The sequence below is a fragment of the Halorubrum sp. CSM-61 genome (genome assembly GCF_003781945.1).
In the GTDB taxonomy this organism is placed as follows: Archaea; Halobacteriota; Halobacteria; order Halobacteriales; family Haloferacaceae; genus Halorubrum.
On record NZ_RJJW01000001.1, the window covers coordinates 112,418 to 126,373 of the forward strand.

General features: G+C 70.2%; 14 protein-coding genes. 8 read left to right on the forward strand and 6 right to left on the reverse strand.

The window, feature by feature from the left end; all coding sequences use genetic code 11:
• Positions 1 to 53: 53 nt before the first annotated feature.
• Positions 54 to 542, forward strand: coding sequence for an Lrp/AsnC family transcriptional regulator (locus EDM04_RS00570; protein ID WP_123619245.1), 489 nt, complete (start codon positions 54 to 56; stop codon positions 540 to 542).
• Between the two features lie 43 nt (positions 543 to 585).
• On the opposite strand, the gene EDM04_RS00575 is transcribed toward EDM04_RS00570, so the two are convergent.
• Both EDM04_RS00575 and EDM04_RS18350 read right to left on the reverse strand, forming a co-directional pair.
• The gene (locus tag EDM04_RS00575) at positions 586 to 1,602 is read right to left on the reverse strand and encodes an amidohydrolase family protein (protein WP_123619246.1); all 1,017 of its coding nucleotides are present in this window, start codon (positions 1,600 to 1,602) and stop codon (positions 586 to 588) included.
• 144 nt (positions 1,603 to 1,746) lie between these two features.
• Complete coding sequence (locus EDM04_RS18350) at positions 1,747 to 1,893, reverse strand: hypothetical protein (protein WP_164471055.1); 147 nt, start codon at positions 1,891 to 1,893, stop codon at positions 1,747 to 1,749.
• Between the two features lie 192 nt (positions 1,894 to 2,085).
• Here EDM04_RS18350 and EDM04_RS00580 point away from each other — a divergent pair, with 192 nt between their 5' ends.
• The 6 genes from EDM04_RS00580 (at position 2,086) to trpG (ending at position 10,219) form a co-directional block, all read left to right on the forward strand.
• Entirely contained in the window at positions 2,086 to 3,588 is a 1,503-nt protein-coding gene (locus EDM04_RS00580) for a proton-conducting transporter membrane subunit (protein WP_123619247.1), read from the forward strand.
• On the forward strand, positions 3,585 to 6,062 hold the full coding sequence (locus tag EDM04_RS00585) for a DUF2309 domain-containing protein (RefSeq protein WP_123619248.1): 2,478 nt from the start codon (positions 3,585 to 3,587) through the stop codon (positions 6,060 to 6,062). Before EDM04_RS00580 ends, EDM04_RS00585 begins: the two co-directional genes overlap by 4 nt.
• 128 nt (positions 6,063 to 6,190) lie before the next feature.
• Positions 6,191 to 7,255, forward strand: coding sequence for an anthranilate phosphoribosyltransferase (gene trpD, locus EDM04_RS00590; protein ID WP_123619249.1), 1,065 nt, complete (start codon positions 6,191 to 6,193; stop codon positions 7,253 to 7,255).
• Positions 7,255 to 7,899 (forward strand): phosphoribosylanthranilate isomerase, encoded by a 645-nt coding sequence (locus EDM04_RS00595; RefSeq protein ID WP_123619250.1) that lies wholly within the window; start codon positions 7,255 to 7,257, stop codon positions 7,897 to 7,899. Before trpD ends, EDM04_RS00595 begins: the two co-directional genes overlap by 1 nt.
• On the forward strand, positions 7,896 to 9,614 hold the full coding sequence (gene trpE, locus EDM04_RS00600) for an anthranilate synthase component I (protein ID WP_123619251.1): 1,719 nt from the start codon (positions 7,896 to 7,898) through the stop codon (positions 9,612 to 9,614). The genes EDM04_RS00595 and trpE overlap by 4 nt, the downstream gene beginning before the upstream one ends.
• The gene (trpG, locus tag EDM04_RS00605; protein WP_123619252.1) at positions 9,611 to 10,219 is read left to right on the forward strand and encodes an anthranilate synthase component II; all 609 of its coding nucleotides are present in this window, start codon (positions 9,611 to 9,613) and stop codon (positions 10,217 to 10,219) included. The genes trpE and trpG overlap by 4 nt, the downstream gene beginning before the upstream one ends.
• A 31-nt stretch (positions 10,220 to 10,250) precedes the next feature.
• Here trpG and EDM04_RS00610 read toward each other — a convergent pair whose 3' ends face one another.
• The 4 genes from EDM04_RS00610 to EDM04_RS00625 all read right to left on the reverse strand — a co-directional run bounded on the left by EDM04_RS00610 (position 10,251) and on the right by EDM04_RS00625 (position 13,149).
• Positions 10,251 to 10,943, reverse strand: coding sequence for a molybdenum cofactor biosynthesis protein B (locus tag EDM04_RS00610; RefSeq protein ID WP_123619253.1), 693 nt, complete (start codon positions 10,941 to 10,943; stop codon positions 10,251 to 10,253).
• Positions 10,944 to 11,017: 74 nt separating this feature from the next.
• Positions 11,018 to 11,434: a hypothetical protein gene (locus EDM04_RS00615; protein ID WP_123619254.1), complete on the reverse strand. Its 417-nt coding sequence runs from the start codon at positions 11,432 to 11,434 to the stop codon at positions 11,018 to 11,020.
• A 124-nt stretch (positions 11,435 to 11,558) separates the two neighbouring features.
• Positions 11,559 to 11,747 carry a hypothetical protein gene (locus EDM04_RS00620; RefSeq protein WP_123619694.1) on the reverse strand — a complete coding sequence of 63 codons (189 nt, stop codon included), beginning with the start codon at positions 11,745 to 11,747 and terminating at the stop codon, positions 11,559 to 11,561.
• 160 nt (positions 11,748 to 11,907) lie between these two features.
• Positions 11,908 to 13,149 (reverse strand): NAD(P)/FAD-dependent oxidoreductase, encoded by a 1,242-nt coding sequence (locus tag EDM04_RS00625; protein WP_123619255.1) that lies wholly within the window; start codon positions 13,147 to 13,149, stop codon positions 11,908 to 11,910.
• 174 nt (positions 13,150 to 13,323) lie between these two features.
• Between EDM04_RS00625 and EDM04_RS00630 the strand changes: the two genes are divergently transcribed.
• Positions 13,324 to 13,920 carry a DUF6149 family protein gene (locus EDM04_RS00630; protein ID WP_123619256.1) on the forward strand — a complete coding sequence of 199 codons (597 nt, stop codon included), beginning with the start codon at positions 13,324 to 13,326 and terminating at the stop codon, positions 13,918 to 13,920.
• Positions 13,921 to 13,956: the final 36 nt, after the last annotated feature.

Genomic DNA, 13,956 nt, shown 5'->3' on the forward strand with positions numbered 1-13,956 from the left:
GGAGTTCCACCCGATATACAACCATAAAGTGGCTATGCCACGGAGTCCCCGGTATGGCCGACGAAGCGATCGACGACGTTGACAGGGCGATCCTGTACGCGTTACAGCAGGACGCCCGAAACAGCTCGTCCGGAGACATCGCGGAGCGAACCGGCACGTCGGACAGCACCGTCCGCAAGCGCATCCAGCGCCTCGAGTCCGACGGGGTGATCAAGGGATACAGCGCCGAGGTCGACTACCAGCGGTCGGGGTATCCGCTCCGGATGCTGCTCTACTGCACCGCGTCGATCCCCGAGCGCGGCGAGCTGATCCCGGAGATCCTCGAGATCGACGGCGTCGTCTCGGTCCAGGAGCTTGTCACCGGCGAGCAGAACCTCCTCGTGACGGTGGTCGGCGAGTCGGACGACGACATCACGCCCGTGGCACAGGAGCTGCTCGACATGGGGCTCACCGTCGCCGACGAGGTCCTCGTGCGGAGCCACGAGACGACGCCGTTCGGGACGTTCGACGCCGAGACCGACTCGGATTCATCCCCGCGCTGAAGCGCGAGGCTTTCTCCTCGGTTCCCCGTAACCCGCGGTCGTGTTATATGACGACGCGGTCGACGTCGAGCGCGCTCGCGCGTCGGACGACCGCCCGCACCGGGTCCTCGGTGTCGGCCAGGTTGTTCGAGGCGCCGTCGAGGACGACGAGGGCCGCCCGGCGACCGGGCTCGATGACGCCGCAGTCGAGCCCCGCGATCTCGGCGCCGGCGGCGGTCGCCATCCGGAGCACCTCCCGGTCGGTCACGTCGAACCGCTTCGCCGCGTCCGCCATCTCGCGGAACATCGACGGGGAGTTCAACATGACGTTGTCCGTGCCGAGCGCGACCGTCGTGTGATCGAGCAGCTCGCGGATGGGCGGGTCGCCGACGCCGAGGACGGTGTTCGCGCGCGGACACACGGCGATCGGCACCGACTGCTCCGCGACGCGGTCGAGGTGCTCCGCCTCGGCGTGTACCATGTGGACGAGCAGGTCCGGGTCCAGGTCGAGCGCGGGGTGGATGTCGGTCGCGTTCGGCTCGCCGGCGTGGATGGCGAAGGGAACGCCGCGGTCCGCGCACGCGGCGCGCTCCTCGTCGAACCGGTCGTCGTTCGCGCCGGACGCGCCGTACCCGTCGGCGACGTCGAGGACGGCGGGGCCGTCGCTCCCGAAAATGAACGGGTCGACGTCGACGGGCGCCGCCGCCTCGCGGAGCGCCCGCGCTCCGGACGCCCCGTTCTCGCGGAAGTCCAGACAGGATATCGTGCCCGTCTGCCGCATGAACTCGAGCGTTCGGCGCATCGCCGACACGAGCTCGGCGCGGTCGGCAGCCGCCAGCCGTCGGTGTTTCAGGCTCTCCGGCGGCGCCACCGCCTCGTCGAGCGACAGCCCGACGGCCGCTTCCTTCGCGACGGAGTCCCCCAAGTGCGTGTGCGCGTTGACGAACGCGGGCACGACGATGTCGGTCGACTCCGTATCGGCCTCCTCGACGGCCTCGATCCGGCCGTCCTCGACGACGAGCCGGCCGCGCGTCGGCTCGAACGACTCCCCGGCGAGGACGGTACCCGTTATCTCCTCCATACCGACACTGCGGATCGGAGAACGATATGGTTTTCTGAACGCGGATATCGAACGCTCCGTGAACTCGATGGGGTTCGGCAGCGGATCGGCCGCGGAAACGTCGCTCCAGTTCTCTCCGTCGGACTTTCGGCCGCGCTCTCCCCTCTAACCCCCCTCCCTCTCCCCCCCTTCTCCTCTCCACTCTCTCTTCCTTCTCTTCTCCCCCCTTTCCTCCTTCTCCTCCTTCTCCTCTCCACTCTCTCTTCCTTCTCTTCTCCCCCCTTTCCTCCTTCTCCTCCTTCTCCTCTCCACTCTCTCCTCCTTCTCCTCCCTCCCCTTTCCTCCCAGTCGATAATTATAATGTTCTATAATGCGGTTATATCGAACGTTTTGTGAAGATAAACAGATTTAATACACAATCTGTTCTCTAAGTGGAGTAGAGACGACCAGTACCGGCCCGACGAGCTCGCGTCGGCTGCCGAGGGTGGTCGCACGGACTGAACGATGGCAGGACGCACCTCGAAACAGACGGTCGGAGCGCTCCCGGACGCGACGGCGGACTCGCCGTTCGCGCCCGTCGCACTCACGTGGCTCGTGTGGTCGCTGTTCGCCGCGAGCCTCGCGGCCCTCGTCGCCCGAGTCCGACTCGGGTTCGCCCCGGAGCTCCCCGGCGTGTTCGCCGTCGACGGACTGACCGTCCTGCTGTGGGTCGTCGTCGCCTTCTTCGCCGGCGTCGTCCTCAGCTACTCGCGCCGCTACATGGCGGGAGACGCCCACGAGACGGAGTTTTCCCTCGCCGTGTCCGGGTTCGCGGCGATCGTGATGACGCTCGTCGCGGCCGACCACGTCGTCCTGTTCGGGCTCCTGTGGCTGGCGATGGGCCTCGTGATGGCGGAGCTGATCGGCACCGTCGACGAGTGGGAGCAGGCGCGGACGGCCGCGTCGGTCGCCCGGCGGTACTTCGTCGCCAGCAGCGCGCTCCTCGGCGTCGCGCTGGCGGCGCTCTGGTGGGCGACCGGCGCGACGACGATATCCGGCGTCGCCGCGAACGCCGACGCCCTCGGCGGTCCGGTGTGGCTCGTCGCCGCCGTCGCGCTCGTGCTCGCGGCGATGATCCAGTCCGCCTTGGTCCCGTTCCACGGCTGGCTGCTCTCCTCGATGACCGCCCCGACGCCCGCGTCGGCGCTGATGCACGCCGGGTTCGTCAACGCGGGCGGGGTTCTCCTGCTCCGGTTCGCGCCCGTCGTCACCGTCGACGGCACACTCATGCTCGCGATCGTCGCGGTCGGCGCGACCAGCGCCCTCCTCGGAAAGCTCCTCAAGGCCACCCGCCCGGACGTGAAGAGCAAGCTCGCCTGCTCGACGGTGGGGCAGATGGGATTCATGATCATGCAGGCCGGGCTCGGGTTCTTCGGGGCCGCGATCACCCACCTCGTCCTGCACGGGTTCTACAAGGCGTACCACTTCCTCGGTGCGGGCGGCGAGGTCGAGCGGACGACCCCGGGGAAGAAGGCGGGACGCTCGACCGGCGGTTCCGGCCTCGTCGACGTCGTCGTGACGCTGGCGACCGGGCTGGCGGGCGGCGCGGCCTTCGTCCTGCTGACGGGGAAGGGAGCGAGCGCCGACACCGGGCTCCTGCTCGCCCTGTTCGTGACGTTCACGACCCTCCACGCGGCGCGCGGCACGGTCCGGAACGCGTCGCTTCCGGCGTCGGTCCGCTACGGCGCGGTCCCACTCGTGTTCCTCCCGGCCATCGCCGTGTACGCGCTCGTCTACGAGGCGATCTCGGCGGTCCTGTCCGGGCTTCCGGTCGTCACGGCCCCGACCGAACTGAGCGCGCTCCACGCCCTCGTGGCCGCCGTCTTCCTCGCCGCGTACGTCGCGATCGAGGCGGGCGTCCACGAGCGCAGCCGGCGGCTCTACGTCGCGCTGCTGAACGCGGGCCAGCCCTCGCCCGACACCCTGCTGACGAACGCGGAGGAGTACGACGACGGAGGAGTCCAATGAGCACCGAATCCACCATCGACGACGCGACCATCCAAGACGGCATCGACAGCGCGGCGAAGACGGTCGGCTCGGTCTGGCCGATCCACTCGTTCGTGACGGCCAACCCCCTCTCGGGGTTCGAGGACGTGCCGTTCGGCGAGGCGGTGACGCAGGCGGCCGACCTACTCGGCGGCCGCGGTTACCCGAGCTGCGAGACGTTCCGCGCGGCGCTCGACGACGGGCGGATCGACCGCGAGACGCTCGAGTCGGAGCTCGCCGACCGCGGCTACGACGCCGATCCGGAGGCCCTGATCGAGCGTCTGGACGCTGACACCGAGCCGGAGACGCCGGATCGCGAGGCCGACGCCGACGCCGAGCGGGTCGACCGCGTGCTGACGAAGTGGCTGTCGGCCTTCCTCGACGAGGGACACGCCAAGTGGTCGATGCCGAACCGCGACGAGGGGTTCTACGCCGCCTTCCGCGGGGTGGCCGCACACGATAGCGAGATCCCCGACGGGGTCGCCGAGTCGCTCCCCGAGAGCCCGATCGAGGCCATCGAGGACGCCTTGGAGTCGTACCCGGAGAGCCAGCGGGTGCCCGTCTTCGAGGAGCAGCTGGCGGCGCTTCCGGGATGGACCGGCCTCGTCAAGCAGCGCGTCGACGACGAGGGGGCGTGGCAGTCGGCCCACCCGATCACGCTGGCGGACTACCTCGCGGTCCGGCTCGCGCTCTGCGACGGGTTCGGGGTCGACGTCGAGCCGTCCGTCGGTCCCGGCACCGCCGACCTCGACCCGGCCGACGAGATCGCCGAGGCGTTCCTGAGCGCGTGGGAGGCGAGCTACCGGTCCGCGGTCGTCGACCGCGTCGCCGCCGAGAGCCGGGAGCTGGCCGACGAGCGGTCTGCGGTCGAGAGCGGGGACTCCGGTCGGCCCGACGCGCAGCTGGTGTTCTGTATCGACACCCGCTCGGAGGTGATCCGGCGTCACGTCGAGGCGACGGGCGACTACGAGACCCACGGCTACGCCGGCTTCTTCGGCGTCCCGATGGAGTATCAGGGGTACGACGCGGAGGCGTCGGTCGACGCCTGTCCGCCCATCCTCGACGCGCAGCACCGGGTCAGCGAGGTCCCGACCGACGGGGGCGCCAAAGAGCGTCACGACCGGTGGTCGAGCGTCCGCGAGGCCGCGGGCGAGGTGGTCTCGAAGCTGAAGACGAACCCCGCCAGCGCCTTCGGCTTCGTCGAGAACGCCGGGAGCGGCTACGGGCTGGCGCTCGCGGCCCGCACGCTCGTGCCCGGCCGCGTCCGCGATCTGTTGACCACCGCCGACGACGCGGCGCCCGACGGACGCGAGTTCTGCGAGCCGACCGTTCAGCACCAGCACACCCACGCCGACGGGCTCCCGGTGGGCCTGACCCGCGAGGAGAAGGTCGAGTACGCCGCGACCGCCTTCGAGCTGATGGGGTGGACGGAGTTCGGTCGGCTCGTCGTGTTCACGGGCCACGCGAGCGAGACGGCGAACAACCCCTACGACTCCAGCCTCGACTGCGGCGCGTGCGCCGGCAGCCCCGGCGGCCCGAACGCCCGCGTCTTGGCCGAGATCTGCGCCGACCCCGACGTGCGGGCGGCGCTGCGCGACCGCGGCTTCGAGATCCCCGAGGACACCGTCTTCCTCGCCGGCGAGCACAACACGACGACCGACGAGATCGAGGTCTACGGCGACGCGCCCGAGAGCCACGCTGACGACCTCGACCGGCTGCGCGCCGACCTCGACATCGCCCGCGAGAACGCGACCGCCGAGCGCGTCGAGTCGATGGGCGGCGACCCGTCTGAGGGCGTCGCCGAGGCCGAGCGTCGCGCCGCCGACTGGGCCGAGACGCGTCCCGAGTGGGGGCTGGCGGGCAACGCCGGCTTCGTCGTCGGTCCGCGCGAGCTGACGAGCGACCTCGACCTCGACGGCCGCGCGTTCCTCCACTCGTACGACTGGTCGACCGACCCCGAGGGCGACGCGCTGGAGGGGATCCTCGCGGGGCCGATGGTCGTCACCCAGTGGATCAACGCCCAGTACTACTTCTCGACCGTCGACAACGCGGTTTACGGGAGCGGGTCGAAGGTGACGCAGAACCCCGTCGGCAACGTCGGCGTCTACCAGGGCAACGGCGGCGACCTGATGACCGGCCTCCCGCTCCAGTCGCTGATGGCCGCCGCGGACGAGCCGTACCACCAGCCGCTCCGGCTCTCGACGGTCGTCCACGCGCCGGTCGAGCGCGTCACCGACGCCCTGGCCGGCCTCGAGGAGGTCGTCCAACTGCTGGACAACGACTGGCTCTCGCTGACGGTCGTCGACCCGACGCGGGAGCACCGCGCGTTCGAGTACGAGCGCGACTTGGCGTGGCGGCCGCTCTCCGAGTCGTCCGCCCCCGAGCCGGAGTCGCCGGAACCGGAGGCGCCGACCGCTCCCGAGCGCGAGCCCGCGCCCGCGACCGCGGACGACTGATACGGTCTCAAGATTTCTCGTCCCGCGATCTTCCTCGCCGCGTGCTATCGGTTCGCAGGCCGGCGACAGCGTTATACCGATGTACATACTTGTACATCACAACGCGAAACACTACATCGGTGTACACAATGAATATCAACGACACGGTCGAGCACGTGACGGAGGGGGCGGATCTGACGGTCGACGAGGCGCGCGAGGCCGCGCGGCTCGTCTTCGAGGAGGCGACCGAGGCGCAGATCGGCGCGCTGCTCGCCGCGCTCCGCGCGAAGGGTGAGACCGAGGCGGAGATCGCGGGGTTCGCACAGGGGATGCGCGACGCCGCCCGGACGATCGAGCCCGACCGGGAGCCGCTCGTCGACACCTGCGGGACCGGCGGCGACGACTACGACACGATCAACGTCTCGACGACGAGCGCGATCGTCGCGGCGGGCGCGGGCGTGCCGATCGCCAAGCACGGCAACTACTCGGTGTCCTCCTCCTCCGGGAGCGCCGACGTGCTGGAGGTCGCGGGCGCCGACGTGGAGGCCGAGCCGCCGGCGGTCGAGGAGGCGATCGAGGACGACGGGATCGGGTTCATGCTCGCGCCCGTCTTCCACCCGGCGATGAAGGCCGTCATCGGCCCGCGCAAGGAGCTCGGGATGCGGACGATCTTCAACGTGCTCGGCCCGCTCACGAACCCCGCGGGCGCCGACGCGCAGGTGCTCGGCGTGTACGACCCGGATCTCGTCCCCCTCATCGCGCGGTCGCTCGCGCACATGCCCGTCGAGCGCGCCCTCGTCGTTCACGGCGCGGGGATGGACGAGATCGGGATCCATTCGGAGACGGTCGCCGCCGAGGTCGAGGGCGACGAGGTGCGGGAGTTCACGATTACGCCCGAGGACTTAGGGCTCGACCGTGCCCCGATCGAGGACGTCGCGGGCGGGACGCCCGAAGAGAACGCCGCCGACCTGCGGGGGATCGTCGACGGCTCCGTGACGGGCCCCAAACGCGACCTCATCCTCGCGAACGCCGGCGCGGCGATCTACGTCGCCGGCGAGGCCGACACGCTGGCGGCGGGCGTCGAGCGCGCGGCCGACGCGATCGACTCCGGCGCGGCCGCGACGAAATTCGCGGCGCTGTGCGGCGACGGGGAGGCGGCCGAGGGCGGCGAAGCGGCCGTCTCGACGACCGCCGCCCCGGAGGACGACGACTGATGGCGCGGGTGAAGATCTGCGGGCTCACGCGCGGCGCGGACCTCCGGGCCGCGGTCGACGCCGGCGCCGACGCGGTGGGCGTCATCTCCGAGGTACCGGTCGACACCCCTCGCGAGGTCGACCCGGCGACGGCGGCGGAGCTGCTCGCCGACGTGCCGCCGTTCGTCACCGCGACGCTCGTCACCATGCCCGAGTCGGCCGAGCGCGCGGTCGAGCTCCTGCGGACGGTCACGCCGGACGCCGTCCAGCTCCACGGCGAGTGGACGCCCGACGAGATCCGATTCATTCGCGCGGAGACCGAGCGGAAGGTGCTGCTCGCGGTCGACGCCGACGACCCGGCGCGCGCCGAGGAGTTCGACCGGGTCGTCGACGCGCTCGTGATCGACTCGACCGACGACTCCGGCGCGGGCGGGACCGGCGAGACCCACGACTGGGAGCGGGCCGGCGACCTCGCCGACCGGCTCACCTCGCCGGTGGTCCTCGCCGGCGGGCTGACGGCCGACACCGTCGCCGAGGCGGTCCGCGCCGCCGACCCGTTCGCGGTCGACGTGGCCTCCGGCGTCGAGCTGTCCGACGGGCGGAAGGACCACAACGCGGTGGCCCGGTTCGTGGCGAACGCGGGCCGGGAGATGGAGCTGGCATGACCGACCGCGACGACGCCGGAGAGGCCGATTCCGCGGGATCGGTCGACCCAGTTCTCGACCGCTCGAAGGCCGAGTTCGTCGAGCTCGCGGCCGACGCCGAGAGGCCGGTCGTGGTCCGCGCGTCCGCGTCGCTGGACGCCGACGTGACTCCCCTCGCGGCGTACGCGACGCTGGTTGGCGAGGGGCCGTACGGGTTCCTCTTAGAGTCCGGCGAGAAGGTCGCCTCCAGCGACCCCGACGGGGCGTTCACCGCCGACGGCGACGCCGACAAACACGCGCGCTACTCGTTCGTCGGCTACGACCCCGAGGCGATCGTCTCGGTCCACCCCGACCGGACGGACGTGACGCGATTGGGTCCGGCGGCGGAGTTCGTCGGGAACGAGTCCGGAGGCGATCTGGGCCCCGACGCCGGCGACGCGATCGACCGGATCCGCGCGGCGTTCCCGGACGTGAGCCTGCGCGGCTTCCCCGACACGGACCGGCAGATCCTCTCCGGGGGCTTCGTCGGCTTCCTCGCGTACGAGGCCGTCTACGACCTCTGGCTAGAGGAGGTCGGCGTCGACCGCCCCGAGACCGAGTTCCCGGACGCCGAGTTCGCGTTAACGACCCGGACCGTCGTCTTCGACGACAAGGAGGGGACCGTCGAACTCGTCTTCACCCCCGTCGTCGGCGTCGACGACGACCCCGCGGTCGTCTACGACGACCTCGTGAGCGAGGCGGAGCGGGTCGGCGCCGAGCTCCGCGAGGCCGCGCCGCCGGAACCGGACGGGATCCGCGTGGACGACGAGTCCGCCGACCCCCGCGACGAGTACGAGGAGGCGGTTCGGACCGCCAAGCGGCACGTCCTCGACGGCGACATCTACCAGGGCGTGATCTCGCGGAGCCGCGAGCTCCGCGGCGAGGTCGACTCGCTGGGGCTGTACGCGGCGCTCCGCGAGGTGAACCCCTCGCCGTACATGTACGTCCTGCGCCACGACGACCGCAGCATCGTCGGCGCGAGCCCCGAGACGCTGGTGTCGGTGCGGGGCGACCGGGTCGTCTCGAACCCGATCGCGGGCACCTGTCCCCGCGGGACGAGCCCGGTCGAGGACCGCCGACTCGCGGGCGAGATGCTCGCGGACGGGAAGGAGCGCGCCGAGCACACGATGTTGGTCGACCTCGCGCGCAACGACGTGCGGCGCGTCTCGGAGGCGGGCTCCGTCCGCGTCGAGGAGTTCATGAACGTGCTGAAGTACAGCCACGTCCAGCACATCGAGTCGACCGTGACGGGGACGCTTTCGAGCGACGCCGACGCCTTCGACGCGACCCGCGCGACGTTCCCGGCCGGCACCCTCACGGGCGCGCCGAAGGTGCGCGCGATGGAGATCATCGAGGCGCTGGAGACGACCCCGCGGGAGGCGTACGGCGGCGGCGTCGGCTACTACGCGTGGACCGGCGACGCCGACTTCGCCATCGTGATCCGGACGGCGACGCTCGACGAGTCGCCGCCGGGCGCGAGCGACCCGGACGAGACCGCGGTGACCGTCCGCGCCGGCGCGGGGCTCGTCGCCGACTCCGACCCGGCCGCCGAGTACGAGGAGACCGAACAGAAGATGGACGGCGTGTTGACCGCGATCGACCGGATCCGGGAAGACGGCGGGGGCGACGGCGACCACTCCTCGTCCGCCGACGCCGCGGACGACCCCCTTCCGGCCGGCACGGAGGTCGACGAATGAGGGTCGTCGTCGTCGACAACTTCGACTCGTTCACGTACAACCTCGTCGAGTACGTCTCCGACCAGCCGCTCGGCGGCGAAGGGGCGGACATCGAGGAGATCGACGTCGAGGTGTTCAAGAACACCGCGTCGCTGGCGGAGATCCGGGACGCCGACCCCGACGCGATCCTCGTCAGCCCCGGCCCCGGCCACCCGAAGAACGAGCGCGACGTGGGCGTGACGATGCCGGTGTTGCGGAACCTCTCCCCCGAGGTGCCGACGCTCGGCGTCTGTCTCGGCCTCGAGGCCGCCGTCTACGAGTACGGCGGGACGGTCGGCCACGCCCCCGAACCGATCCACGGCAAGGCGTTCCCCGTCGACCACGGCGGCGAGGGGGTGTTCGCCGGGCTCGATCAGGGGTTCCGCGCCGGGCGCTACCACTCGCTGGTCGCCACCGAGGTCCCCGACGGCTTCGAGGTGACCGCGACCACGGACCACGAGGGCGAGGCGATCGTGATGGGGATCCGCCACCGCGAGCACCCGATCGAGGCGGTGCAGTTCCACCCGGAGAGCGTGCTGACCGCGGCGGGCCACGACCTGATCTCGAACTTCCTCGCGTCGGTTTGAACGGGGGCGCGCCGCCGCTCCGTCCCCGGCGTCACTCCGACTCGTCGTTCCCCACGGCGTCCGCGCCGCTGGGCAGTTTGTCGGTCCCGTCCGAGTCGTCCGCCACCCGTCCCTCTCCGTCCTCCGCGTCCTCCGCGTCTCGCCCCGCGAGCCCGACGAGGTGGCCGATCTCGGGGAGGATCACCTCGTCGACGCCGAGGCGGACCGCGTTCTCGGAGCCGGGCAGACAGAAGACGGGCGTGGCGGAGACGACGCCCGCGATCGCCCGCGTGCCGACCGTGCGCGTCCCGATCTCCTCGTAGGAGAGCCGGCGGAACAGCTCGCCGAATCCCGGGAGCGTCTTGGCGAACACGCCCCTCACGGCCTCGGGAGTCACGTCGTCGGGCGTCACCCCCGTTCCGCCGGTGGTCACGACCGCGTCGGTGTCCTTCCGGCGCGCGAGCCGGTCGACGGTTCCCTGCACGCTGTCGTACTCGTCGGGGACGAGCTCGCGGACGGCGACCTCGTGGCCGGCCTCTTCGAACGCCGAGACGAGGTACTCGCCGGAGGGGTCGTCGTCCAGCGACCGCGAGGAGGACACCGTCACGACGCCGAAGGCGACGGAATCGACGTCGTGATCGTGGTGGTCGTGGTGGTCGTGGTGATCGTGAGTGCCGTGAGTGCCGTCGTCGTGGTCGGGATCGTCGTGGTGACCGTGATGGTGATCGCTGCCGTCGTCGCTCATGGCCGATCGTTCGGCGGGGACGGTCAAAACACCCGGCGGTCTCGGCGAGTAGGCGGGACTGTAGGGTCGGCGCGCTAGGGCCAGTCGTCGCGCGAGGTGTCTTGGGTGGATTCGGCCTCGGACTCGCCGCTCGCGAGGGTCCAGCCCGCGGCGTCGGCCGCGTCCTCGACGTGGAGGAACTCCCAGCCGGTCGCCTCGGCGAGCGCCTCGTCGTCCTCGTCGACGCCGACGAACACGTGTCGATCCGTGTCGAACTGCTGGGCGATGTTCTCTAAGCTCTCCTCGACGCCGCGCGGTCCCGAGAAGAAGTCCTGCCGCACGCGGTGCTTGCGGGTGAAGTTCGTGACGACGTAGGTCGGCTTCTCGCTGACGACGCCGACGTACTCCGTCCACTGTCGGGCGTTGTTGAACACGTCGTTGGGGTCCGCGAGGGCCTTCAACGCCTCCAGCTCGAACGCCAGCGTCATGTCGGTAGATCCGCCACTGTCCATGGATCGGTGTTCTCGCGGCGGGCGAAAACAACTTCGCTTCCGCGACCGCCCGCGTTCCGCGGAAAACGGGCGGCGAGCGAGACGACGGCTCCGCGACCACCAGATACCTCACCGAATCCCCGACTCAGCGCGCGCGGACCTCGTAGTAGTCGGTGAACTTCACCACGTCGCCGTCGTCGAGGTCGTCGGCCTCCGGCGCCGTCCGCGGTCGCCCGGCGAGCTCGCGGACTGTCACCTGCGTCTCCTCGCCGAGCTCGTCGTAGTGGCGGACCCGTGCGTCCGCCGGAATGATACCCGTTCGTCGGAGCCGCATCCGTCTGTTCGACTCTCGGAGTGACATACGGTAACATACACCATTATTCGTGATAAACTTGTCGCCGGTGGGTGTCTCGAGCACGGCGGATCGCGGTCACAAGTCGTCGAGAAGAACGCTGCCGGCCGAGACAAGGGGAGCGGGGAGCGTCGAGGGACGGCTACTGCTGTTCGGTCGCGGCCGCGAGGTCGTCGACGGAGAAGCCGGGCTCCATCAGGAGGTCCGTCTGGTCGCTCACGTCGCGGCCCTCGCGCATCAGCTGTTTGAACGCCGACTGCGGCGAGAGGTCGCCGATGAGCACGCCGCCGACGACCTTGCCGTCCTTCAGCGCGACGCGACGCCATTCGCCTTCGGCCGTGGTCGCCTCGACCGACTCGTCGCCGATCGTCGGGTGGCCGAAGGAGAGGAACGGGAAGTCGAAGTGGGTGATCGAGTACGAGGAGACCCACTCGAACTCGTCGCTGCCGTACTCGAGCATGTTGCGGGCGGCGATCGTCCCCTGCTCTTTGGCCGACCCCCACGAGCCGTTCTTCGCCTGCTCGCCGAGGACCAGGTCGTTGAACGTGGTGATGTCGCCCGCGGCGTACACGTTGTCGACGGTGGTGCGCATGAACTCGTCGACGACGATCCCGTTCTCCGTCTCGATCGACGTGTCCTCGACGAGCTCGGTGTTGAAGTTCAGCCCGATGGCGACGCCCGCGAAGTCGCACTCGTAGCGCTCGCCGTTCGGGTCGACCGCGGCCTCGACGTGGCCGTCGTCGTCGACCTCGAAGTGATCGACGCCGGAGTCGAAGACGGGATCGACGCCGCGCTCGCGCATCGCCTCGTGCATGATCTCCGCGCCCTCCTCGGAGAGCGCGTAGCGCCACCAGGCGTCGCCGCGCATCAGGTACTTCGCCTCGACGTCCTGCGCGCCGCAGATGGCCGCGAAGTCGATCCCCAAGAGGCCGGCCCCGACGATGACGGCCCGTTCGGCGTCCTCGACGCTCTCCTTGATGTTGCGGGCGTCTTGGAACGTCCAGAAGTGGTGAATCCCGTCGGCGTCGGAGTTGTCGACCGGGAGCTGCTGCGGGGTGCCACCGACCGCGAGGAGGAGGGAGTCGTACTCGAACGTCTCCCCCTCGTGGGTGTGGACCGCGTCGTTCGCGACGTCGATGTCGACGACGACCGTGTTGAGCCGGAGGTCGACGTCGTGGTCGTCGTACCACGATTCCTGATGGATCGAGATCGGGGCCTCGGGGAGCTTCCCCTTCGCGTACTCCTTGATCAGGATCCGGTTGTAGAGGGACTCACCCTCGTCCGTGAGAACCGTGATCTCGGCGTCGGGGGCTTCCTGGCGGAGCGTCTCGGCCGCCGACGCGCCCGCGATACCGTCACCGATGATCACGTACGAATCGCTCATACGCGGGCGTTCGGATTCATGGTTAATGTGGGTTGTCATCCGCGTGCGAAGCCGTGCTACACTCCCGCAAAGCCGGGTCGAGGACGCGATCGACGACCGATCCGCGCGAGCCCGAGGGATCGAGAAGCGCTCGCCTCGCCACAGATTCAAGGTCGTCGCCACCCAACCGACCCCATGAAGATCCGGCAGAACATCCGCCACTGGGCCGCCAAGAAGGCGTTGACGACGCCGGTCGTCGGCGACGTGGCGAACGACAAGCTCGTCGACCTCCACACGAGCATCTTCCTCAACAAGGCCGACGAGGACCGCCGCGAGGAGCGCCGCGACCACCTCGACAGCTTCTTCGACGCGACGATGGACGCCTACGTCGCCGCCCTGGAAGCCGGCTTTCCGGAGGCGGAGGCCCGCGAGATCACCCACGTGCAGGCCAACTTCGACTTCTTCAATCACGGCTGGACGGAGATGATGGAGATCCCGGGCGACGAGCTGGAACAGCACTACCGCCGCTACGAGTCCTTCTTCGGCGAACACGGGATCACGATCGACGACCCGCTCGGCGAGTTCGTCCCCGCGGGAGGCGTCGTCGAGGCCCCCGAAACGCCCGAGAAGCTTGAGACGCCGGAGTACGAGAACGCGCGGGCCGGCTTCGCCGACGACGTGTACGTCGAGACCGACGACGGGGAGACGGTCGCCGGCGGCGACCGGGAGGAGCCGGACGAGGTCGACCCGTCCGCCGCGCCGGGGCTCGACGACGACGAGGCGAGCGCCTGATCGGGAGTCCGCGGGCCGGACACGGACCGGTCGCGT

Excerpts from the sequence above, each read along its gene's own strand:
- EDM04_RS00585 (WP_123619248.1), top strand. The coding sequence starts at position 3,585 with ATGAGCACCGAATCCACCATCGACGACGCGACCATCCAAGACGGCATC.
- trpD (WP_123619249.1), top strand. The coding sequence starts at position 6,191 with ATGAATATCAACGACACGGTCGAGCACGTGACGGAGGGGGCGGATCTG.
- EDM04_RS00625 (WP_123619255.1), bottom strand. The coding sequence starts at position 13,149 with ATGAGCGATTCGTACGTGATCATCGGTGACGGTATCGCGGGCGCGTCG.
- trpE (WP_123619251.1), top strand. The coding sequence starts at position 7,896 with ATGACCGACCGCGACGACGCCGGAGAGGCCGATTCCGCGGGATCGGTC.
- EDM04_RS00630 (WP_123619256.1), top strand. The coding sequence starts at position 13,324 with ATGAAGATCCGGCAGAACATCCGCCACTGGGCCGCCAAGAAGGCGTTG.
- EDM04_RS00570 (WP_123619245.1), top strand. The coding sequence starts at position 54 with ATGGCCGACGAAGCGATCGACGACGTTGACAGGGCGATCCTGTACGCG.
- EDM04_RS00620 (WP_123619694.1), bottom strand. The coding sequence starts at position 11,747 with ATGCGGCTCCGACGAACGGGTATCATTCCGGCGGACGCACGGGTCCGC.
- trpG (WP_123619252.1), top strand. The coding sequence starts at position 9,611 with ATGAGGGTCGTCGTCGTCGACAACTTCGACTCGTTCACGTACAACCTC.
- EDM04_RS00615 (WP_123619254.1), bottom strand. The coding sequence starts at position 11,434 with ATGGACAGTGGCGGATCTACCGACATGACGCTGGCGTTCGAGCTGGAG.
- EDM04_RS00580 (WP_123619247.1), top strand. The coding sequence starts at position 2,086 with ATGGCAGGACGCACCTCGAAACAGACGGTCGGAGCGCTCCCGGACGCG.
- EDM04_RS00575 (WP_123619246.1), bottom strand. The coding sequence starts at position 1,602 with ATGGAGGAGATAACGGGTACCGTCCTCGCCGGGGAGTCGTTCGAGCCG.
- EDM04_RS00610 (WP_123619253.1), bottom strand. The coding sequence starts at position 10,943 with ATGAGCGACGACGGCAGCGATCACCATCACGGTCACCACGACGATCCC.
- EDM04_RS00595 (WP_123619250.1), top strand. The coding sequence starts at position 7,255 with ATGGCGCGGGTGAAGATCTGCGGGCTCACGCGCGGCGCGGACCTCCGG.